21 protein-coding genes are annotated in these 21,485 nt (G+C 63.8%); 15 read left to right on the top strand and 6 right to left on the bottom strand.

Going from position 1 to position 21,485, the window contains the following annotated elements; all coding sequences use genetic code 11:
* Positions 1–48: 48 nt before the first annotated feature.
* A complete protein-coding gene (locus C8348_RS00560) occupies positions 49–615 on the top strand; it encodes a TRAP transporter small permease subunit (protein WP_106751320.1) in 567 nt (188 codons plus the stop codon).
* Positions 612–1,952 (top strand): TRAP transporter large permease, encoded by a 1,341-nt coding sequence (locus C8348_RS00555; protein WP_106751319.1) that lies wholly within the window; start codon positions 612–614, stop codon positions 1,950–1,952. Before C8348_RS00560 ends, C8348_RS00555 begins: the two co-directional genes overlap by 4 nt.
* On the opposite strand, the gene C8348_RS00550 is transcribed toward C8348_RS00555, so the two are convergent.
* Positions 1,945–2,763 carry a transglutaminase-like domain-containing protein gene (locus C8348_RS00550; RefSeq protein ID WP_157950334.1) on the bottom strand — a complete coding sequence of 273 codons (819 nt, stop codon included), beginning with the start codon at positions 2,761–2,763 and terminating at the stop codon, positions 1,945–1,947. The genes C8348_RS00555 and C8348_RS00550 overlap by 8 nt on opposite strands.
* Positions 2,764–2,895: 132 nt before the next feature.
* Here C8348_RS00550 and C8348_RS00545 point away from each other — a divergent pair, with 132 nt between their 5' ends.
* On the top strand, positions 2,896–3,834 hold the full coding sequence (locus C8348_RS00545) for a DMT family transporter (RefSeq protein WP_106751317.1): 939 nt from the start codon (positions 2,896–2,898) through the stop codon (positions 3,832–3,834).
* A gap of 26 nt (positions 3,835–3,860) precedes the next feature.
* Here C8348_RS00545 and C8348_RS00540 read toward each other — a convergent pair whose 3' ends face one another.
* The 4 genes from C8348_RS00540 to C8348_RS00525 form a co-directional block, all read right to left on the bottom strand.
* The gene (locus C8348_RS00540) at positions 3,861–5,420 is read right to left on the bottom strand and encodes a copper resistance CopC/CopD family protein (protein WP_106751316.1); all 1,560 of its coding nucleotides are present in this window, start codon (positions 5,418–5,420) and stop codon (positions 3,861–3,863) included.
* A gap of 296 nt (positions 5,421–5,716) precedes the next feature.
* A complete protein-coding gene (locus C8348_RS00535) occupies positions 5,717–6,241 on the bottom strand; it encodes a YcnI family copper-binding membrane protein (RefSeq protein WP_106751315.1) in 525 nt (174 codons plus the stop codon).
* 287 nt (positions 6,242–6,528) lie between these two features.
* Positions 6,529–6,921 (bottom strand): hypothetical protein, encoded by a 393-nt coding sequence (locus tag C8348_RS00530; protein WP_157950332.1) that lies wholly within the window; start codon positions 6,919–6,921, stop codon positions 6,529–6,531.
* Positions 6,922–7,023: 102 nt separating this feature from the next.
* On the bottom strand, positions 7,024–7,683 hold the full coding sequence (locus C8348_RS00525; RefSeq protein ID WP_106751313.1) for a GntR family transcriptional regulator: 660 nt from the start codon (positions 7,681–7,683) through the stop codon (positions 7,024–7,026).
* Between the two features lie 149 nt (positions 7,684–7,832).
* On the opposite strand from C8348_RS00525, the gene C8348_RS00520 reads away from it, so the two are divergent.
* From C8348_RS00520 to copM, 12 genes are all read left to right on the top strand, one after another.
* Positions 7,833–8,645 (top strand): ABC transporter substrate-binding protein, encoded by an 813-nt coding sequence (locus tag C8348_RS00520; RefSeq protein WP_106751312.1) that lies wholly within the window; start codon positions 7,833–7,835, stop codon positions 8,643–8,645.
* Between the two features lie 129 nt (positions 8,646–8,774).
* Positions 8,775–9,437: an amino acid ABC transporter permease gene (locus C8348_RS00515; protein WP_106751311.1), complete on the top strand. Its 663-nt coding sequence runs from the start codon at positions 8,775–8,777 to the stop codon at positions 9,435–9,437.
* An 11-nt stretch (positions 9,438–9,448) separates the two neighbouring features.
* Positions 9,449–10,117, top strand: coding sequence for an amino acid ABC transporter permease (locus C8348_RS00510; protein ID WP_106751310.1), 669 nt, complete (start codon positions 9,449–9,451; stop codon positions 10,115–10,117).
* Positions 10,114–10,836 (top strand): amino acid ABC transporter ATP-binding protein, encoded by a 723-nt coding sequence (locus C8348_RS00505; RefSeq protein ID WP_106751309.1) that lies wholly within the window; start codon positions 10,114–10,116, stop codon positions 10,834–10,836. The genes C8348_RS00510 and C8348_RS00505 overlap by 4 nt, the downstream gene beginning before the upstream one ends.
* A gap of 60 nt (positions 10,837–10,896) precedes the next feature.
* Positions 10,897–11,790, top strand: coding sequence for a dihydrodipicolinate synthase family protein (locus tag C8348_RS00500; RefSeq protein WP_106751638.1), 894 nt, complete (start codon positions 10,897–10,899; stop codon positions 11,788–11,790).
* A 258-nt stretch (positions 11,791–12,048) separates the two neighbouring features.
* The gene (locus C8348_RS00495; protein WP_106751308.1) at positions 12,049–13,485 is read left to right on the top strand and encodes an aldehyde dehydrogenase family protein; all 1,437 of its coding nucleotides are present in this window, start codon (positions 12,049–12,051) and stop codon (positions 13,483–13,485) included.
* Positions 13,486–13,511: 26 nt separating this feature from the next.
* Positions 13,512–14,765: an NAD(P)/FAD-dependent oxidoreductase gene (locus C8348_RS00490; RefSeq protein ID WP_106751307.1), complete on the top strand. Its 1,254-nt coding sequence runs from the start codon at positions 13,512–13,514 to the stop codon at positions 14,763–14,765.
* Between the two features lie 16 nt (positions 14,766–14,781).
* Complete coding sequence (locus C8348_RS00485) at positions 14,782–15,783, top strand: 4-hydroxyproline epimerase (RefSeq protein ID WP_106751306.1); 1,002 nt, start codon at positions 14,782–14,784, stop codon at positions 15,781–15,783.
* Positions 15,784–15,810: 27 nt separating this feature from the next.
* Entirely contained in the window at positions 15,811–16,914 is a 1,104-nt protein-coding gene (locus C8348_RS00480) for a cis-3-hydroxy-L-proline dehydratase (RefSeq protein WP_106751305.1), read from the top strand.
* A gap of 11 nt (positions 16,915–16,925) precedes the next feature.
* Positions 16,926–17,960: a trans-3-hydroxy-L-proline dehydratase gene (locus C8348_RS00475; protein WP_106751304.1), complete on the top strand. Its 1,035-nt coding sequence runs from the start codon at positions 16,926–16,928 to the stop codon at positions 17,958–17,960.
* 153 nt (positions 17,961–18,113) lie between these two features.
* Positions 18,114–18,539 carry a hypothetical protein gene (locus C8348_RS00470; protein WP_106751303.1) on the top strand — a complete coding sequence of 142 codons (426 nt, stop codon included), beginning with the start codon at positions 18,114–18,116 and terminating at the stop codon, positions 18,537–18,539.
* Positions 18,540–18,600: 61 nt separating this feature from the next.
* Positions 18,601–18,999, top strand: a complete 399-nt coding sequence (gene copM, locus C8348_RS00465; protein ID WP_106751302.1) for a CopM family metallochaperone — start codon at positions 18,601–18,603, stop codon at positions 18,997–18,999.
* A 378-nt stretch (positions 19,000–19,377) separates the two neighbouring features.
* Here the strand turns inward: copM and C8348_RS00460 are convergent, their stop codons facing one another.
* On the bottom strand, positions 19,378–21,333 hold the full coding sequence (locus tag C8348_RS00460) for a TonB-dependent receptor domain-containing protein (RefSeq protein ID WP_106751301.1): 1,956 nt from the start codon (positions 21,331–21,333) through the stop codon (positions 19,378–19,380).
* Between the last annotated feature and the right edge of the window lie 152 nt (positions 21,334–21,485).

The following is a 21,485-nucleotide window of genomic DNA, read 5'->3' as shown; positions in this document are numbered from 1 at the left end:
GGGCGGCACCGATGGTGCCGCCTTTCCTCTCCTGCGGGGATCCTTGCCATGTCACGCCTTTTGCAGGCCATGACCGCCGTTGCCGTCTGGCCGGGACGCGTCATCGGCTGGCTTTTGCTGCCGCTAATTCTCTTTGTCTGTCTTGGGGTGATCGCCGCCCAGCTCGGGCTGAACCGGCTGGCGGAATGGCAGACGACAGTGCCGCTCCTTGGGACGGGCATCACGTCGAATACCCTGCTGGACCTGCAATGGTCCGCCTTTGCCCTGATCGTGCTCTTCGGCGGCGTTCTGGCCTACAAGGACCGGGTGCATGTGAATGTCGACTTTCTGTCAGCGCGCTTTTCCAGCCGGACGCGGGCGTGGGTCGATCTTGTCGGAGACATTCTGTTCCTGTTGCCGTTCTGCGCCGTGGTGGTGTGGTTCGGTACGAGGTTCGCGATGACCTCGTTCAACACCGGTGAAGCCTCGACTTACGGCGGCCTGCGCGACTACTGGATCGTCAAGGCCTGCATACCGCTGGCTTTCCTCCTGCTTGGGCTGGCGGCCCTGGCGCGTATCGTTGCCACACTCGGGGCGCTCTTGCGTCGCCGGACGCAATCAGGAGAGATGGAATGACCTCCGAAGTGATCTGGCCGCTGTTCATGCTGGCCGGTCTCGTGGCCGGCATCTTCGTCGGCTATCCGGTTGCCTTCGTCCTGGCCGGGATCGGGATCCTGTTTGCAGTGGCTGCGAACGTCCCCTTTTTGTTTCTGTCCACCTCGGTCTCGCGGATCTACTCCGGTATCCTGACCAACTGGCTGCTGATCGCGATCCCGCTCTTCGTCTTCATGGGGCTGATGCTGGAGCGTTCCGGCGTTGCCGAGCGGCTGCTGAAATCGCTGGCCGGCGTGTTCCGCGGCGTGCCGGGCGGCTATGCCTTTGCCGTTGCTATCATTGGCATTGTCATGGCGGCCTCCACGGGCATCATCGGAGCGTCGGTGGTGCTGATGGGCATGATGGCGCTGCCAACCATGCTGGCCAACCGCTATGATCCGAAGCTCTCCTGCGGCCTGATTGCGGCCAGCGGTACACTGGGGATCCTGGTGCCGCCGAGCATCATGCTGATCGTGCTGGGTGACCAGTTGCGTGTCTCGGTGGGCGAACTCTTCATGGGCGCGGTCGGTCCCGGCCTGCTGCTCGGCCTGCTCTATGTTCTCTATCTTGTGGGGGTCGCGATCTTCCAGCCGCACCGCATGCCGGCGGCCGAGACCGGCGAGGCGCAACCATTCTGGCAGGCCTTCGGTACGCTGGCCAAGGATCTGCTCGCACCCGCGCTGCTCATCATCGCTGTTCTCGGCACGATCGTTGCGGGAATTGCGACGCCAACGGAATCAGCGGCCATCGGTGCGGTTGGCGCCACGATTCTTGCGATCACCTCCGGCGGTCTCAGTCTCGGGGTTTTGCGTTCAGCTCTGCTCGATACGACGAAAACCACGGCCATGATCATCTTCGTGATGATGGGCGCGACGGTTTTCAGCGTGGTGTTCCGGAAGCTCGGCGGCGACACGCTGATCCTTGACATGTTCTCCAGTCTCGGCACCAGCCCCTACGTGGTGCTGTTCGTGATCATGGCGCTGGTGTTCCTGCTCGGGTTCTTCCTCGACTGGGTGGAAATCACGCTGGTCGTGGTGCCGATTGTCGCGCCGGTCGTCATGGGCCTCGATTTCGGCCTGCCGAAAGAGCAGATGATGATCTGGTTCGCCATTGCCCTGGCGGTAAACCTGCAGACCTCGTTCCTGACGCCGCCTTTCGGCTATGCCCTGTTCTACCTGCGCGGGATCGCGCCGAAGGGCGTGACCATCGGCATGATCTATCGTGGCGTCATCCCCTTCGTCGTGATCCAGGTCGCAGCGCTGCTGTTCGTGGTCATCTTCCCGCAGATCACCCTGTGGCTGCCCGGCGTGCTCAGGTAAGCCGGGCGCTGGTCTGCAGGAAATGGCCCTCGGCGCGGCTGGCATCGACAAAGCCCTTGAGAATGGTGGCAGTCACATCATGCTCCGGAAGGGAAAACACCAGGTCCCTGCCAGCTGTCAGCGCGAAACGGGTGCCTGGCTTCGGGTTGTAGGCGGGCGTGGTCGGTCCAAGGCCATGTTTCAGATGATGCGAGATGTCCCAGTGATGCGGTGCGCTGGCGGCATTGACCACGAACCAGCAGTGGCCCGGCGCGGAAACATCCGCGCCTTCGGGGAAGAAGATGCCGCTGACATAGGCCGCTTCGATCCCGCCGGCGCGCATCGCGGCAACAGCATAGCTGTGCGTGTCGACGCAGGTGCCCAGATGCGTGTCGCAGGCAAGGGCGGGCATGGCGTCGGTGTCATCGGCAAGGCCAATGTCGCGGACACCATATTCGAACCGTTCGTCGACATGGCGGACAATGGCCGAGACGTGTTCGGCGGGTGTTGCATCGGCGGCTAGCAGGGTGCGCATGAGGGCTGCGAGGTCCTGTGAGGGTGTTTCATGCGCCCCGCCGGTTGATGTGAATAGCCACTGCGGAAACGCCGAGGCCTCATCCGAAAACTGCACTTCGACTTCGGCTGCCCCGTCGTCCGGTGCAATCAGCAGCGCCATCTGGCCGCTGTTGCGGGCGCGGACAAGTCCGAGGTTCTTTCCCCGGTTTACCCGGATGGCCTGCACTGTCTGTTCGGGCGTGTCGAACGGGATGCCAAACAGCAAGTGACTTGCGGAATTCGCGGGCTCTGTCAGGGTAAATGTCACATGGGGCATGATAGTCATCCGGATGTCTGTGCTGGCTGGTTTCTATCCCCACCCTGCGACACAGGCCCGTCAGTCCCGTGACGATGCCATGACAGCCCATGACGCCCGAATGCCCCTGACCAAGCCCTGAGAGGCGATACTATGACCGTTGTTCCGAATCCGTCCGAGAACGGTGATCGCCGCGGGCTCGCTGGGCTGAGCCCGAACCTCGTTGCTTCCGGTCTAATGATCCTGGCGTTCTTCGTCTTCTCGATGATGGCCGTGTTCATGCGCGAGATCGGCGACACGATCCACGTGCTGCAGGTCATCCTGATCCGGCAGGCGGTGGCCATGCTGCTGATGACGCCGTGGTTCTGGCGTGACCGGGCTTTCATCCTGAGACCGCGCGGGTTTCGGCTGCATCTCACCCGAGGCATTCTGGCCGTGATCGCGATGGCCTGCGGCCTGACCTCGATCCTCTACATTTCCTTTGCCGATGCGACGGCGATCCAGATGAGCGAGGTGCTGATTGCCACGGCTTTGGCGGCATTGGTGCTGAAGGAGCATGTCGGCTGGCGCCGCTGGACAGCAACGGCCGTCGGTTTTGTCGGTGTTGTGATCATGACCAAGCCCTTCGGTGGCGGCTTCGAACCCTATGCCCTGGTGGCCCTTGTGGGGGCGGTTGCTGGCGGGGCGGGGATGATCGCTGTTCGACTTGGTTCTGCCTATGACCGGACCACGACGGTGCTGTTCTGGCAGGCCGTGGTGGTCATCGCGCTGGTCAGTCCGGTTGCCGCAATGGTCTGGGTGACGCCGACGCAGGAAGATGCGGTGCTTCTGATTGGCATGGCGCTGATCTTTGCCGCCGGCAACTGGCTCTTCACCTCTGCCCTGCGTCTTGGCGATACGGCGGCCATCGCACCGCTGCATTACCTGCGGCTGATCATCATGGCCGGTCTTGGTTGGTGGATCTACGCCGAGGTGCCGAGCCTGACCACCGTGATCGGCGCCGTTCTGGTCCTCGGAGCCGCGTCCTATACGATTGGACGCAATGCCCGCAAGAAGTCCCTGGCCGAGCCGGACGGCCCTCCCTCCGCCTGAAGGACCCGCCGTCATGAGGTGAGTGATCAGGGCAGCGCGGGCAATGGTTCCACGAGTTTCTGCACCTTGAAGTCGTTGATGAGAACGTCGAGCCGCAATACCCAGCCCTCAGTCAACGGCAGTGCGACCGGCTGCGACACATAGGTTCCCTCGGCCTGTCGGGCGAGCGACAGTTTCAGCCCGGCAATTCCGGCCTCCGGATTGGAGAGGGACCCGGTCAGGTCCTTCGGGAGCAAGGGCGCGCCGTCTGCATCCATCAGCACGACAGACAGGGCAAGCAAGCCATCGTCCTGCCGGGAGAGGCGAACATCCGCCATTGCGGCGGCTCCATGCAGATGCAGGCTCACAGCGGCTGGAGCCGGGGAGGCGAGAGCACGCGGCGGCGGCGTCAGGCGGAACCCGGCGACCAGAACGAGAATGGCAACGATCAGCAAGATCTCTGCGCCAAGGGTCAGGCGGAGATGACGCCTCGCCGCCAGTTGCAGCGCGGGCGATGCTGCGGCGAGGCGGGGCGTCAGGCGGATGCGATTGACGAGCGCGAGGACGAGAAGGCCTGCCACCAGGCCAAGCTTCACCATTAACAACGTTCCGTAACTCGAACCGAAGAGCCGCTCTGGCCCCCCAAGCTGGACCGCCGCCATAACCACGCCGGTCGCCAGGAGGACGACGATCAGCGGGAGTGCGAGGCGGGAGTAGCGGGTGAGTTCGGCGGCCGACAGCGTTCCGTTCAGCGCACGGTACAGCAGCACCGGCAGGGTTCCGGCCCAGAACAGGGCGATCATCGCATGCAGGGCCATGGCGGGAGCCATGAGCGCGCGCGGGTCAGCGCCAGCGGCATGGCCTGACAGGGCAAAGCTCAGTCCGGCAAGAGCGAGGGCCAGTGTGGTCCCCGGCAACGACGTGCCGCTTGCGACTGCCAGCACAGCCGAGGCTGCAGCGACGAATGCAGTCAATGCGAGTGGCGTTGACAGGGCGGTTTGCCACAGAGCGAAGTCGACCAGAGAGCTGACGGGACGTCCCGTCAGGTCCAGTCCGTAGGCGGCGACAAGGCCGATTGCCGCGGGCAGCGTCAGCCACGCACAGACCCCGGCCAAGCTACGCTTGTCCTGCCGCAGCAAGGCCGCGCCAAACAGACTGGCGGTGCCGAAGGCCAGGGTGAGATTGAGGACAGCGCGGGCCGCGACAACTGCGGCAGAGCTGGCATTGGTGCCAGACGCGGCGGTTTGGGCTGCCTGGCTTTCACTGCCGAATGAAAAATGCAAGGTGCCAGCGACGGGATGTCCATCCGCCGATACGACACGCCAGCTGACGAGATGTGTGCCTTCAAGCGCTCTTGCCGTCGAGGGCACCGGGATTGTCAGGCGGGTGTTGGCGCTGGTCGCCTCGGCATCGATCTGTTGTCCGTCCGGAGTGATCCAGAGAATGCGAAGCGGCGAAACCGGTTCGTTGAAGACCAGCATCAGCTCGGCCGGCATCTCGGCGACGAGGCTTGCCTCCTGCGGGCTCGCGGTCTGCAATTGCGCATGCGCCAGGGCCACGGCTGGCATGAAGACTACAGCGAGAAGCAGGAGCAGGCGGGCAAGCATAGGACGGTCCGGATTGCGCGAAGGGAATTCGGTTGAAGCTCCCCAGTCTCTCCGGGGGGCCTCAGACTGCTGACAAACCCTCCATCGTCATCCCAGACGCAGCGAAGCGGAGATCCGGGACCGGAAAGCCTAGGTCTCTCCGGAGGGAATTCATTGACATGTCGAGACCTCGACTTCCCGGTCCCGGCTCGGCGCTACGCTTGGCCGGGATGACTTCGGTAAGGTTGAGGTTTGTCATCAAGCTCAGGCTCCCCGGTCTCTCCGGGGAGCCTCTGGTCGATCCTTCAGGGGCAGGCTCAGTGAGCCGGCTTGCCCTTGATGATCTTCACGCCGGGAGCCGGCATGTCGAGCTTGTTGGCGTCCTGGCCCTCAGCCGGAATTTCGATCCAGCGCTCTGCCTTGGTGGCACATTCCTGCACTGCCGGAATGTAGAGCACCTTGTCGGCCTCCAGTTTATCGGTAAACCGGCCGCGGAAGACGAATTCGTCATAGTGCTCGTCCAGCAGCTCGCCGCCCGACCAGATGATCTCCTTCACGCCTTCGGTGACCTTGGCGCCGTGGTTTTCATAGGTGTTGGCATAAGCTCCGGTCACGGTTTCGAGCTTCCAGCCAGCCTTCGGCATCGGCTTGACGGCGATGATGCCTTCCGGGATCTGGACGCGGACGACGTTGGTCGCCTCTCCTTCGCAGCCGTGCGGCACGCGCAGCACCATCTTGGCCGTCGTGTTCTGGGCGACTTCCTTGTTCTCGAAGGTTGCATGGGCAAGGGCGCCGGTGGCGGAGACGGCTACCATGGCAGCGGCAACGACAAACTTCTTCATGGGTCAGTTTCCTAGATGAGCGGCCTGCAGGATGCATGGCCGCATAAAAGGCTGAAAACGAGGGCGCTCCGGCGTCAGCCTGGCATCCGGACACCCGTTCCGCGCGGCAAGGATTTGCCACGGAATCGACTGGCCTTCGGTCAGAGGCAGCGCAGATTTCGCCTGGGATGGGCGCGTAGGCCTGTTCAGGAAAAAGGGCCGAGAGAAGATTGACGTCTTCCGCAACCGTATCTGCGCTGTCACTAAAGGACAGGCATCATCGCTCCGGCGTCAGGCGCGGGGCGATGTCAGGCGATACGGAGCTGCGGAGGGCCGCGCGCCGGAGGCGCACGCGGAGAATGGCCATCACTGTTCGGGTCCGAGTGGACCGGAGCATCGATGATGGCAAAGCCGGGGGTCAGGTTCGGCAGGGCAGGCGGGGTTGCAAGGCCGAGCGTCTTGGCAAGCATGCAGGCCGGGCAGCCCGGGCCGCTCTTGCCGTCTTCGTCCATCGCCGAGGGATTGCAGAGATCCGGCAGGGTGCCATCGGGCAATATGTAGGCCGAAAGATCGACATCCTGATAGGCGGAAGCCTGAGCCATGCCGGATGGCATGCGGTGCGCCGCGCCCAGCAGCACGAAGGACAGTGCGGCGAGCACCATCACGACGAGCTGTAAATGCGGGCGCCGAATTCTGACCATGGAGTACCGATTAATCTGCCTTGCGACGCCGGGCAAGAACGAACTTCCGGATCATTCGCAGGAGTTGCGAAGGAACTGAGTGTTCCAGCGTAACTCCTCGGCCTACTTCCGTTTCAGATGATCCAGCAACGAGGTCTTGGCACCGAGAATGTGGCGGCGTGTGAGATCGGCGGCGAGATCCGCTTTGCCGGCCTCGCAGGCTTCGAGAATCCCTAGATGCTCGTCATGGGCCCGGGCGCGGCCATTTGACAGCATCAGCTGGGCGCGCAGGTAGCGGTCGATGCGGTCGAGCGCGTTGTTGACGATGCCGAGGTGATAGGGCAGCCCGCTGTCCTGATACAGCGTGTAATGGAACTGGCGGTTGAGATCGCCCCAGGACATTGGGTCTGTTGAGGACGAGAAGGCCTCGTGGCACTGACGCGCCATACGCCGAGACTCGTCACTCATCCGTTCGACAGCGGCCTTGATGACCGTACCCTCGACCAGTGCCCGGAAATCGAAAATCTCGGCCACTTCATCCGGCGCAATCGAGGCGACGACCGCGCCCTTGTAACGCTGCGTCGTCACCAGCCCCTGCTGCTCCAGCATGGTGATGGCCTCGCGGACGGGGATGCGGCTGGTGTTGAAAAGGCGTGCGATCTCGTCCTGGCGCAAGGGTTCGCCATCCTTGAGGTCGCCCTCGATGATGGCCTTGCGCAGGGCCTCGAACACGATGTCGGCGACCGAAGCGGTCTTCGAGATATCAACGGGTTGCAGCTTCACGGCATCAGTCTCCCTCATCGCTCACCTAGCATATTCGCGGGTGTTTGTGCCATCTGATAATTTCATATTGTAAATTGGATCCAATATCTGCATAGTCGAGTCACTCCGGCAGGGAGGCCGGCGGAACGAGAACTCTGGGAGGAGTTGAGATGAAGATTTTGAAGCTGTTTGCGGCCGGTGCCGCGTTCGCCATGCTCGCCGTGCCGGCGCAGGCCGACCGCCTGGATGACATCATCGCGTCCGGAAAGCTGCGCTGCGCCGTCACTTTGGACTTCCCGCCGATCGGCATGCGCGATGCCAACAACGAGCCGGTCGGCTTTGACGTTGACTATTGCCGCGATCTCGCGGCAGCGCTCGGTGTGGACGCCGAGATTGTCGAAACGCCGTTCCCTGACCGCATTCCGGCGCTGATCTCCGGCCGTGCGGATATCGGCGTGGCCTCCACCTCCGACACGCTGGAACGCGCCAAGACTGTCGGGTTCTCCATCCCGTATGTCGCCTACAACATGGTGGTGCTGACGAAGGAAGGCTCGGGCATCAACGCCTACGAAGACCTGAAGAACCGCCGCGTCGGTTCGACCTCGTCCACCTTCGAGGCGCTGGCCCTGGAAGCGGACATGAAGAAGTGGGCTGACCCGGCCGGCAAGTTCCAGTCCTACCAGAACCAGGCGGACGTGTTCCTGGCGCTCGACCAGGGCCATATCGAGGCCACGGTCGTGACCTCCACGGTCGCCTCTGATGCTGTCAAGTCGGGCAACTATGCCGGCTTCAAGATCGTCGATGAAGCGCCTTATGAGACGGATTTCACGGCGCTGATCACCCTGCGCGAAGACTTCGGCCTCATCAACTACCTCAATCTCTTCGTCAACCGTCAGGTCCGCTCCGGCCGCTATGCCGAGCTGTGGGGCAAGTGGGTTGGTGGTCCGGTTCCGGATCTGACTGTCCCGGGCGTCTATCGCTGAGGCGACACATCTGATCCCTGCGGCCTGCCTCCCACCGGCAGGCCGCATCGCCCGCACCCGGCGGTCCGGCCATGGCCTGACTGACGGTGTCGATCGGTCCGGCGACAGCCGGATCCTCAGGGGGATGCAATGAATTATACCTTCCACTGGAACCAGGCGCTGCGGCGGCTGCCCGAGATGCTGGACGGGGCGCTGGTGACGCTGCAGGTCGCAAGCCTTGCCATGGTGATCGGCGTTGCCATCGGTGTTCTTCTTGCCTATGGCCGACTGTCTTCCAACCGCGTCTTGCGCACGTCCGCTGCTGCCTGGGTCGAGACCGCCCGCAACACGCCGGCGCTGTTCCAGATCTACTTCTTCTACTTCGGGCTCGGGTCCTTCGGCCTGAGGCTCGACCCCTTCATGGCGCTCCTGGCGGGCATTGCTTTCAACAACGCGGGCTATCTGGCTGAAACCTTCCGCGGTGGCCTACAGGCAATCCCGCCGAGCCAGACCCGCGCGGCGCGCTCGCTCGGCCTCAGTGCCCTGCAAACGTCGGTGCATGTGGTGCTGCCGCAGATGTTCCGGATCGTCTTCTATCCGATGACGAACCAGATGGTCTGGTCGATCCTGATGTCGTCGCTCGGCGTGATTGTCGGCATGACCTCGGACCTGACCGGCGTGACGCAGGAACTCAATGCCCGCACGTTCCGAACCTTCGAATTCTTCGCCCTGGCCGCCGTGCTCTACTACGCCATGGCCAAGCTCACCATCCTTGCGGCCCGGCTCATCGGCTGGCGCCTGTTCCGGACCTGAGGAGGCGGACCATGTTTGACACTGCTTTCTCGTCCAACGACCTGATGTTTCTCCTAAAGGGGGCCTGGCTCACCATTCAGCTGACGGTGGTGGCGGTTGCCATCGGCACGGTGCTGGGTGTCGTCTTCGGCTGGGCCCGGGCGTCGCTGCCCGGCTGGGTGAATGTCCCCATCGGCGCGGTGCTGGATGTGCTGCGCTCGGTGCCTCTCCTGATCCAGCTGGTGCTGGTCAATTCCGGCAAGAGCATCCTTGGGCTGTCCTGGTCGCCCTTCGTGGTCGGCGCTGTTGTCCTTGGCCTCTACACGGCGGCCTACTGCACGGAGATCGTGCGCGGCGGCATCCTGGCCGTGCCTGCAACCACCCGCCGTGCCGCCCGCTCGCTGGGCATGACCTACTGGCAGGACCTGACCAGCATCGTCGCCCCCATGGCCCTGCGCGTTTCGCTGCCGGCCTGGATCGGCCTGACGCTCGGCGTGATGAAGGACACCGCGCTGGTGATGTGGATCGGCATCGCGGAACTGCTGCGCTCGTCCCAGATCGTCATCACCCGCATCCAGGAGCCGCTGCTGGTGCTCGCGATTGCCGGCCTGATCTACTTCGTGATCAGCTTCCCCGTCTCCCGTCTCGGCGCGCTGCTGGAGCGGCGCTGGGCCGACGACAGCCTGAAGGCAGACCAATGATCGAGATCGAAAACGTACACAAGTCCTATGGTTCGCTCGAGGTCATCAAGGGCGTCACCATGCAGGTGGAGAAGGGCGAGGTCGTCTCCATCATCGGCGGATCGGGCTCCGGCAAGTCGACCTTGCTTCAGTGCATCAACGGTCTGGAACCGATCCAGAAGGGCCACATCCGCGTTGATGGCATCGATGTCCATGCCAAGGGCACCGACCTCAACAAGCTGCGGCGCAAGATCGGCATCGTGTTCCAGCAGTGGAACGCCTTCCCGCATCTCAACGTGCTGGAGAATGTGACGCTCGCACCGCGCAAGGTGCTCGGCCTGTCGGCCCGCGAGGCGAACGAGATCGCAGAGAAGCATCTCGTTCACGTCGGGCTCGGCGACAAGCTCAAGGTGATGCCCTCGCGCCTGTCCGGCGGCCAGCAGCAGCGCATGGCAATCGCCCGCGCGCTCGCCATGTCGCCGGACTACATGCTGTTCGACGAGGTCACCTCCGCGCTTGACCCGCAGTTGGTCGGCGAGGTGCTGGACACGATGCGCATGCTCTCGGCCGAGGGCATGACCATGATCGTCGTCACCCATGAAATCCGCTTCGCACGCGAAGTGTCGAACCGCGTCGCCTTCTTCCACAAGGGGCTGATCCACGAGATCGGCGCCCCGGAAGAGGTGATCGGCGCCCCGAAGAAGCCCGAGACCATCGACTTCCTCAAATCCGTGCTGTGAGCGTGATCGCCGCAGTGCCCCATCCCTGAAAATCTTATGAAAGACAAGGACGAGAGATCCATGTGGACTGGTGTTTTCCCTGCCGTCACGACCAAGTTCAACGCTGACGACACGCTTGATCATGCCGAAATGGAGCGCTGCTTTGCGCTGCAGATGGAGGCAGGCTGTGATGGTCTCATCGTCTGCGGCTCGCTGGGCGAAGGCTCGATGCTGTCGCAGGACGAGCGGCTGGCCGTGCTCAAGACCGCGCAGGGCGTGGCTGGCGGCAAGCCGGTGCTGATGACCATCGCCGAAGCTGCAACGCGCGATTCTGCCAATCTGGCACGCAAGGCCGCAAAGGCCGGGGCCGATGGCTTCATGGTGGTGCCGAGCACGATCTATCATACCGATCCGGCTGAGACGGTTGCCACCCTGAAAGCCGTGGCAGAGGCCGGCGACCTGCCGGTGATGATCTATTCCAACCGCGTCGCCTACCGGGTCGATGTCACGGTTCCGATCATGGAAGAACTGGCCAAGGACGCTCGTTTCGTGGCGGTGAAGGAATCCTCCGACGACATCCGCCGCGCCACCGAGATCCTGACCCATTTCGGCGACCGGTTCGATGTCTTCACCGGCGTCGACAACCTCGCCTTTGAAGCATTGGCTGTCGGCTGCAATGGCTGGGTTGCGGGCCTCGTCGTGGCCTTCCCGAAGGAGACGGTTGCGATCTACAAGCTGATGCAGGCCGGCCGCACGGCCGAGGCGCTGGCGATCTACCGCTGGTTCCGTCCGCTGCTCGATCTCGATGTTTCGACCTATCTCGTCCAGAACATCAAGCTGGCCGAAGTCCACGCGCTGGGCTCCAACGACCGCTGCCGCCTGCCGCGCATGCCGCTGTCGGGCGAGCGCCGTGCGAAGGTTGAGAAGATCATCCGCGACGCCATCGCCTGCCGCCCGGCGCTGCCGGCCGTGTAAGCAAGGTGTGGAGCAATGGCCCCCCACCCCCACCCCCTCCCCACGAGGGGGAGGGGAGCGGTCGGCACTGAGTTCATGCGCAACAGTCGTAAGCACTAGGCCTTCGAGCCCCCCTCCCCCTCGTGGGGAGGGGACGGGGGTGGGGGGAGCCTCGCTGGTCAAGGCGCTCTGCCACAAGGCTTGATGCTCGACGTGGCGCAAACGAAACGGATAGGCTGGCAGGATCAGCAGTTCCAACAGGATAGACAGGTCAGTCCCATGACGGAGTTCAGGAATTTCATCGCTGGCAGCTGGAGCGAAGGCGCGAGCCAGTCGCCCAACATCAATCCGTCGGACACCCGCGATGTGATCGGCGCGTCAGCCCGGGCCTCGCGCGCCGAGGCCGACGCGGCGGTCGAGGCGGCGCATGCCGCAGCACCGCTTTGGGCGGCCTCCACACCGCAGCAGCGCTTTGATGTCCTGGACCGGATCGGCACCGAGATCCTGGAACGGCGTGAGGAGCTGGGCCGGCTGCTGTCGCGTGAGGAAGGCAAGATCCTCGCCGAGGGCATTGGCGAGGTGGTGCGGGCCGGCCAGATCTTCAAGTTCTTTGCTGGTGAGGCGCTGCGCCAGACAGGCGATGTCCTGGCGTCCGTCCGCCCCGGCGTGACGGTTGATGTGCGCCGCGAGCCGGTCGGCGTCGTCGCCCTGATCACGCCGTGGAATTTCCCCATCGCCATCCCCGCCTGGAAGGTGGCGCCCGCGCTTGCCTATGGCAACACCGTGGTGCTGAAGCCGGCTGAACTCGTGCCGGGCTCGGCGCATGCGTTGGCCGAGATCATCTCCCGGTCTGGTCTGCCAGTGGGTGCCTTCAACCTGGTCGGCGGCAAGGGCTCGGACATCGGGCCGGTTCTGACCTCGCATCCGAAGGTCAAGGCAGTGTCCTTCACCGGCTCCGTTCCGACCGGTCGGGGCATTGCGCGTGCCTGCGCCGAGAACCTCAAGAAGGTGCAGCTCGAAATGGGCGGCAAGAACCCGATGGTGGTTCTGGATGACGCCGATCTCGAAATTGCGGTCGCCGCCTCGCTCAACGGGGCCTTCTTCTCCACGGGTCAGCGCTGCACGGCCTCCAGCCGCCTCATCGTCACTGAGGGCATCCACGACCGCTTCGTCGCCAGGATGACCGAGGCGCTGAGGAAGCTGGTTGTCGGCGATGCGCTTGATCCGGCAACGCAAATCGGCCCTGTGGTCGACGAACGCCAGCTCGCCCAGGATCTCGATTATGTCGACATTGCGAGGGGCGAGGGCGGCAAGGTGGCCTTTGGTGGCGAGCGGCTTAACCGCGAGAAGCCCGGCTTCTACATGGCGCCGGCGCTGATCACGGAGACGACGCCCGGCATGCGTATCAACCGCGAGGAAGTGTTTGGTCCGGTCGCCAGCGTGATCCGGGTCAAGGACTATGACGAGGCGCTTGCAGTCGCCAATGACTGCGAGTTCGGCCTGTCTTCCGGCATCTGCACCACCTCCTTGAAATATGCGAGCGATTTCAAGGCGAAGGCGCAGGCGGGCATGGTCATGGTCAACCTGCCGACGGCGGGCGTCGACTATCACGTGCCGTTCGGCGGCACCAAGGGATCGAGCTTCGGTCCGCGGGAACAGGGCCGCTATGCGGCCGAGTTCTACACCACGGTGAAGACCGCCTACACCCAGCCCTGAACGCGGAAACGGGAGGAGCCGCGATCATGACCGCGGAGCATATCGAAACCGATGTCGTGATCGTCGGCGGCGGCATCATCGGCCTCTCGGCCGCCTTCCGTCTGGCAGAGGCCGGGCGGAAGGTCGTGCTGGTGGAGCGGGGTGAGATTGCCAACGAGGCAAGCCGCGGCAATGCCGGGGCCTTCGCCTTTTCCGACATCCTGCCGCTTGCCTCGCCCGGCATCCTGTTCAAGGCGCCGAAGTGGCTCCTCGATCCGCTGGGGCCGCTGGCGATCCCGCCGCGCGAAGCAATCTACCTGCTGCCCTGGCTGCTGCGCTTCTTCCGCGCCAGCCTGCCGGACCGGGTGGAGGCCAGCGCGGCGGCACAGGGCGCGCTCAACACGCTGGCGGCGCGGGAGTGCGACAGCCTCGTTGCCGCAGCCGGTCTGGGTGCCTTCGTGCGCGCCGACGGGTCGCTGCAACTCTATGAAAGTGATGGCGAATTCCGCGCCTCCCTGGAAGGCTGGGCCTGGCGGGAGCGCTATGGCATCGCCTTCGAGCATCTCGATCAGCGCGGGCTCGCCGAGCTGCAGCCCGGCCTGTCGCTTCAGTTCATCCGGGCAACCTTCGTGCCTGGCTGGAAGACGGTGACCGATCCGCGCGACTACGCGCTGGCCGTCGCCCGGGCTGCGGAAACGCTCGGCGTCAAGGTTCATCGCGGCGAGGTCATCGCGATCACCGGCGGCGGTGACTTGCAACAGGTCCGGCTCACGGGCGGTGCGACCCTTTCCGCCCGCCACGTGGTGCTGGCGGCGGGGCCTTGGTCCAAAGGCCTTGCCGCCAGCCTTGGCGCGGACGTGCCGCTGATCGCCGAGCGTGGGTACAACACGACCCTGCCGGCCGGGGCTTTCGATCTGAAGCGCCAGCTGATCTTCGGCGGGCATGGCTTCGTGGTGACGCCGCTTGCACAGGGCGTCCGCGTCGGCGGGGCCTCGGAACTGGCGCGGTTTTCAGCACCCGTGAACTTCAGGCGCTCGCAGCACATGCTGGCCAAGGCGGCGCGGTTCATGCCGGGCCTCCGGACCGAAGGCGGCGTCGAGTGGATGGGGTCGCGCCCGTCGATGCCCGACAGCCTGCCGGTGATCGGCCGCAGTCCGCGGGCGCGCAACGTCATCCTCGCCTTCGGGCACGGCCATCTTGGCCTCACCCAATCGGCCGCCACCGCGCGGCTTGTCACGGATCTGGTGCTCGAGCGCCAGCCGCCCATCGACCTCAGCCCGTTCCGGCCTGACCGGTTCTGATCCTCTGGAGACTGCCATGGCAGTGAGCACCTTTACCTGTATCGACGGACATACCTGCGGCAACCCGGTGCGTGTGGTGGCCGGCGGCGGACCGCTGCTCTCCGGCAAGACCATGCTGGAGCGGCGGGCGCATTTCCTGGCCGAATTCGACTGGATCCGCACCGGACTGATGTTCGAGCCGCGCGGCCACGACATGATGTCGGGCTCGATCCTCTACCCGCCGACGCGGGAGGATTGCGATGTCGGCATTCTCTTCATCGAGACGTCCGGCTGCCTGCCGATGTGCGGCCATGGCACTATCGGTACCATCACGATTGCCATCGAAAATGGCCTGATCCGGCCAAAAACGCCGGGTGTCGTGCGGCTGGACACGCCGGCAGGACTGGTGATTGCCGAGTACGAGCAGGTTGGCCGTTTCGTCGAGAAGGTGCGCCTGACCAACGTGCCGTCCTACCTGCATGCCACGGGCCTTACCGCCGAGGTGGAGGGGCTGGGCGAGGTGACGGTGGATGTGGCCTATGGCGGCAATTTCTACGCCATTGTCGAGCCGCAGGCCGTTTTCAGGGACATGGGCGATTTCACGGCCGGGGAGCTGATCGGCTTTAGTCCGAAGCTCCGGGCGGCGCTCAATGCCAAGTATCAGTTCGTGCATCCGGAAAAGCCGGACATCAAGGGCCTGTCGCATATCCAGTGGACCGGCAAGCCGACGCAGCCTGAGGCCCATGCCCGCAATGCGGTGTTTTATGGTGACAAGGCGATCGACCGTTCCCCATGTGGAACAGGCACGTCCGCCCGGATGGCGCATCTGTTCGGCAAGGGTGAACTGAAGGTCGGCGACAGCTTCGTGCATGAGAGCATCATCGGCTCGATGTTCGAGGGTGGGGTTAGGCAAGCGGTCAAGGTGGGGAGCCATGACGGCATCATCCCGACCATCGCCGGCTGGGCCCGGGTGACGGGCTACAACACCATCATGATCGACGACCGCGACCCTTATGCCCATGGTTTCGTTGTGGTTTAAGGCATTTTCATCCGGAGGGACTGACCCATGCGCATTACAGCCATTCGCGCTTATCAGGTGGATCTGCCGCTGAAGGAGGGCCGGTATTCCTGGTCCAACGGCAACTATGTCGAGGTTTTTGACGCCACCGTTGTGGCCATCGACACCGATGCCGGCATCACCGGCTATGCCGAGTGCTGCCCGCTCGGATCGGCCTATCTGCCCTCCTATGCGAAGGGTGTCCGGGCGGGACTGGAGGAGTTGGCGCCGAAGCTGATCGGGCTCGACCCGACGGATCTGGCCACCTTCAACCGCGCGATGGACGCCAGTCTCAATGGTCATCCTTACGTGAAGGCGCCGCTCGACATTGCCTGCTGGGACATTCTGGGCAAGGTCGCGGGCATGCCGCTGGTGAAGCTTCTGGGTGGTGTGGCGCAGGAGAAAGTGCAGCTTTATCGCGCCATTTCGCAGCAGTCTGCCGACAAAATGGCGCAAAATATCGCCGGCTATCGCGCCGAGGGCTACACCAAGTTCCAGCTCAAGGTCGGCGGCGACGCCAACGACGACATTGCCCGCATCCGGGCCGCACGGGCGATCCTGGAGCCGACCGATATCCTCGTTGCCGATGCCAACACCGGCTGGAACCGGCATGAGGCAACGCGGGTGGCGGCAAGCGTTGCCGATCTCGATGTCTACATCGAACAGCCTTGCCTCACCTACGAGGAATGCCTCTCCATCCGCCGGCGGACGGCACGGCCGTTCGTGCTGGATGAGAATGTCACCGACGTGAACATGCTGGTCCGGGCCATCGGCGATGATGCGATGGATGTCATCAACCTGAAGATCTCCAAGGTCGGCGGGCTGACCAAGGCGCGGCAGATGCGGGACCTGTGCATTGCCCATGGCATCGCCATGACGATCGAGGACACCTGGGGCGGGGATATCGTGACGGCGGCGATTGCCCATCTCGCCCAGTCGACGCCGGAGGAGTTCTGTTTCTCGGCGACAGACTTCAACTCCTACGGCACGAATCGTATTGCCCATGGGGCGCCGCAGCGGGTGAACGGGGCCATGACTGCACCGGTCGGGCCGGGACTGGGCATCGAGCCGGACTTCGAGGCGCTGGGTGAACCGGTACTACGGTTCGCCTGAGGAGCCTTGAGATGCGGACGAGCAAGATCATCCACGTGGTCACCTGCCATGCCGAAGGCGAGGTCGGGGACGTGATCGTTGGCGGCGTCGCACCGCCGCCGGGGGAGACGATCTGGGAGCAGCGCGGCTTCATCGCCCGCGACGGGGCGTTGCGCAACTTCGTGCTGAACGAGCCGCGCGGCGGGGTGTTCCGGCATGTGAACCTGCTCGTCCCGCCGAAGGATCCGAGCGCGGCGATGGGGTGGATCATCATGGAGCCGGAGGACACGCCGCCCATGTCCGGGTCCAACTCGATCTGCGTGGCAACCGTCCTGCTCGACACCGGCATCGTGCCGATGCAGGAGCCGGAAACGCGCTTCGTGCTGGAGGCGCCGGGCGGGCTGGTGGAGGTCCGGGCGGTCTGCCGCAATGGCAAGGCGGAGCGGATCTACGTGACCAACGTGCCGTCCTTTGCCGGCAAATTGTCCGTGCCGCTGGAGGTGGAAGGGCTCGGAACGCTCACCGTCGACACGGCCTATGGCGGCGACAGTTTCGTCATCACCGACGCGCGCGCGCTCGGGTTCGAGATCGTGCCGGATGAGGCGCGCGAACTGGCGGAAACCGGCGTGCGCATCACCCGGGCGGCCAACGAACAACTCGGCTTCACGCATCCGCTCAACCCCGAATGGAGCCATATCTCGTTCTGTCAGCTCACCTTGCCCGTGGAGCGGCAGGGCGACCGGCTGGTCGGGCGCAACACGGTGGCGATCCAGCCGGCCAAGCTCGACCGTTCACCGACCGGCACCGGCTGCTCTGCCCGCATGGCGGTTCTGGCGGCAAGGGGCGAGATGCAAGTGGGGGATCATTTCACCGGCATCTCGGTGCTGGGCTCGACCTTTGACTGCCGCATCGCCGGGACGACGACTGTCGCGGGCCAGCCCGCAATCCTGCCGGAAATCTCCGGCCGTGGCTGGGTGACCGGCACGAGCCAGCTGATGCTCGACCCGGACGACCCTTGGCCGGCTGGCTACCGGCTGTCGGACACCTGGCCGAAGAAGCTGACCTGAGGCGGCTGATCTGAAGGTGTGAACCTCATCCAAGTTTCGTGCTGAAGAAGTGCAGCGTCTCGGTTGGATGACGATGGAGGAAGCAAGGACTGTCTGCGGCAGTTGCCGCTACGAGAGTTGCGCGCGGTCGGCGAAACAGGCTAGGGTCTGGCCATGGTCAATGCTGTCAAACAGGGCTGGATTGCGTTTCTGCTGGCCACCGGTCTGGTGCTTGCGCTGGTCTGTTTGTCGTTTCAGGCAGGGCAGGCTGCGGGACCAGGCAGGCTCGCCGGGGATAGCCCTGCCCATGTCGGCATGGATCATCTCGGCATGAGTCATGCCGACCTGGTTTGGGCGCCAACAAGCCTGAGCGGTGCCGAGGCATTGCAGGCTTCGGCCGGCCATCCGTGCTGTCCGCCGGCGCAGATGGATGATGTGTGTGTCACGCTCTGCATGATGGCTTCCAGCTTTCTTGCTCCGTCATTTTTGGCTGCTGACGCGCCTGCCTGCTATGAATTGGTCAACTGGCCGGCAGGCAACTCCGACGTGACCGGCCTTGGCGAGGCTTGTGAACCGCCGCCCCCCAAATCCCTCGCCTGATCTTTTCTTGAGCCGTGGCCAGAGCCACGGAGTTTCTGCTCAATCCAAAAGGATCATCGAGATGATGAAGATTTATGCCGTGACCGCCCTTGTAATTGGTCTGGGTGCCTTTCCCGCGCTTGCTGATGGACCTGCGCCCGCGCAACCTGTCGTGCAGGACCATAGCGGCCATTCCATGCCGGCTGCCGGATCAGAAAGCGCCAGTGCGTCCACCAAGGCCTATCAGGCCATCAACGACGCCATGCACAAGGACATGTCCATCGCCTTCACGGGCGATGCGGATATCGACTTCGTGAAAGGCATGATCCCGCACCATCAGGGTGCGGTCGACATGGCCAAGGTGGTGCTGGCGCATGGCACGGATCCCAAGATCCGGGCGCTGGCCGAAGCCGTGGTGAAGGCGCAGGAAGAGGAAATCGCCTTCATGAAAGCCTGGCTGAAGGAAAAAGGCGCGGAGTAATCGTGGCCTGACAGCACCCGGGGTCCCGGCATAAAGTCGTGGCCCCGGATCAGGTGCCTGTCTTCATCGCCGCGCCACTTGATGTCACCCCGGCCGAGCATCGCGAGAGCCGGGGCCTACTCGCTTCCAGAACGGCGATGCGGGCATTGCGTTGCCTCTTCTGGAAAACGAGCATTTGCAGTGCCGCGACCATTTCTCCCGCTCTGCGAACGAGTGGGCCCCGGGTCTCCGCTGCGCTGCGCCCGGGGTGACGGCGGAGGGGATGATGCTGGGAAAACTCTGCCGCGGTGGGGAGGAGGCCGGGAAAGGCCTGCCGTTATGGTGAGGACTTGGACCCGCGCGGGCGCGGGTCCGTTTGTGCCTTGCTTCTATACCTGATCAGAACGTCTTCTTGACCGTGAACAGGAAGCTGCGGCCTGGTTCCTTCAGCTGCTGGACGCTGGTGTATTCGCCGCCGTAGGTGCCGCGGTCGGCGTAGTCGGCGTCGAAGATGTTGTTGGCTTCAAGGCGCAGCTGCAGGCCGGCGAGCTGGACCGGCTCGTACTGCAGGAACATGTTGAAGACGTGATAGCCCTTGAGGGTCTTCTTGGCGTCTTCGGCCCCGACCGGGCCGTCGTAGTCGAGGGCCATGTCAAGCCGGCTGCCGACAGTAACGCCATAATCCGCGAACTTGTGCTGTGCCTCGACCGCGATGACCTGGCCGAGCGGTGCGCCATAGTCGAGCGCCTCATAGCTGCCGGTCTTCTTGCCGTTCACCTCGACCTCGGTGTTGGAATAGGTCGCCTTGATCGAGCCATCGCCCCAGCTCCAGCCACCGCCGAGATTGAAGCCCTGGGTTATGAAGTCGTCATTTTTGATGCCGTTGCGGGCATTGTCGAAGTCGGTGCGGAAGATTTCTGCATTGGCGAAGAAGCCGTCCTGACGCCACTCGATGCCGCCGACCACGTTCTGGGCGCGGGCCGGGCGCAGGGCCGAATAGGTCCAGCGCGGCGAGTAGGTGTAATTGTCCTCGATCACCAGACCGCCGAAGACATTGGAATAGCCAGCCTTGAGGAACAGGTTGTCGATGACCTCGTAGCGCACAGAGGCATTGCCGCTGATGCCGGATTGATCCCGCTTTTGGCCGTTGACGCCTTCGAAGGACTGGAAGTCCGCGCGGCCGCCGAAGGACAGCTCGATCCGGTCCGTGACGGACAGGCGCTCCTGGACGTAAAGGCCGACGTTCTGTGCCTTTTCGGTCAGGCGGCTGGTCGGATCCGAGTAGCGGCCGGTCTTGGCGTAGAAGTCGAGGCCGGCGGTGAGAGCGTTGGTCTCGGTGAAATGGAAGGTGTTCTCCACCTTGCCGTTGAGCGTGTTCGACTTGCCCTTGCTGCCGTAGGGCTCGGGCACGTCGATGTGGTTCTCCGAAAAGCCGATCAGAACGGTCGGGTCCCACAGGCCTGTGTTGTCCGTGCCCTCGTATCGGATGGAGTAGTTCTGCCGGTCGGTGTCATAGCGGCGCAGCAGCGGCGTCGGGCGGCCGCCGATGAGCGCGCCGAAGTTGGCGCGCCAGGGGCGCAGGGCATCGTCGATCATGCGCATGCCGGAGAGTTCGAGACGATGTCCGTCCTTCTCGTAAGCGCCCTTGACGAGGAAGCTCTGCAGATCGGCGCCCGTTCCGCGCACGCGGCGGCCATTGCCCGCCTCGTAATCCTGGCCCTTGGCATTCTTGATGTAACCAAGCAGTTCGAAGCCGGAGTGCCGGCCGTAAGCGGCGCCAGACTGGGTGAAAGTGTTGCCGTTGGTGTCATAGGACAGGCGGCCATAGGCGCCGATGTTGCGTTCCGGCGACAGCAGGTCGCCGACATCCACCGTGTCGAACTGGACGGCACCGGCCATGGCATGCGGGCCCGCATCTGCCGGAGCGACGGTCGGATCGACGCGGACGGACTTCAGCAGTTCCGGGTCGATGGTGGTCGCGGTGGTGTGGTGGAAGGCGCGGTTGTTCTGGGCGACACCGTCGACGGAAACGGCAAGGTTCAGAAGGTCGACACCGTTGACGAAGATCTTCTGGGCAATCGGGATACCGCCGCCGACAGTGACGGAAGCCTGGCCGGCGAAGAGGTCCTTCATGTTGCCGGTGGCGCTGGCCTCGATGTCCTTTTCGCTGATGTAGATCGAGTTGCCCCGGTCTGCCGCGCCCGCGTGCTTGTCGTTCTTCGTGTTGCCTTGCAGCACGACGGTCGGCAGGTCCTGAACCGGGGTGTTGTCGTTGGCCAATGCCGGCCCGACGAGCCCGGCGGCAAGCGCGGTGCCGACAAGGAGATGGCGCAGGAGAGTGGCGGATCTGGTCATGTGCGAGGAGCCCCTATCTTTCGCAAACGTGCCGTTACGGGAATTTTGTTCCGGGAAAGCGACGTGATTTTTGAGGCATCCCTATGATATTCAATAATCTCTCAGCAAGAAAAATATGAATCTTTGATTCATAAATTTCGTGGGTGTTGCGA

The organism is Pannonibacter carbonis (genome assembly GCF_003012935.1).
Taxonomy (GTDB): Bacteria; Pseudomonadota; Alphaproteobacteria; order Rhizobiales; family Stappiaceae; genus Pannonibacter; species Pannonibacter carbonis.
Note: the sequence above shows the minus strand (reverse complement) of the source record. Positions and strands in the feature narration are given on the sequence as shown.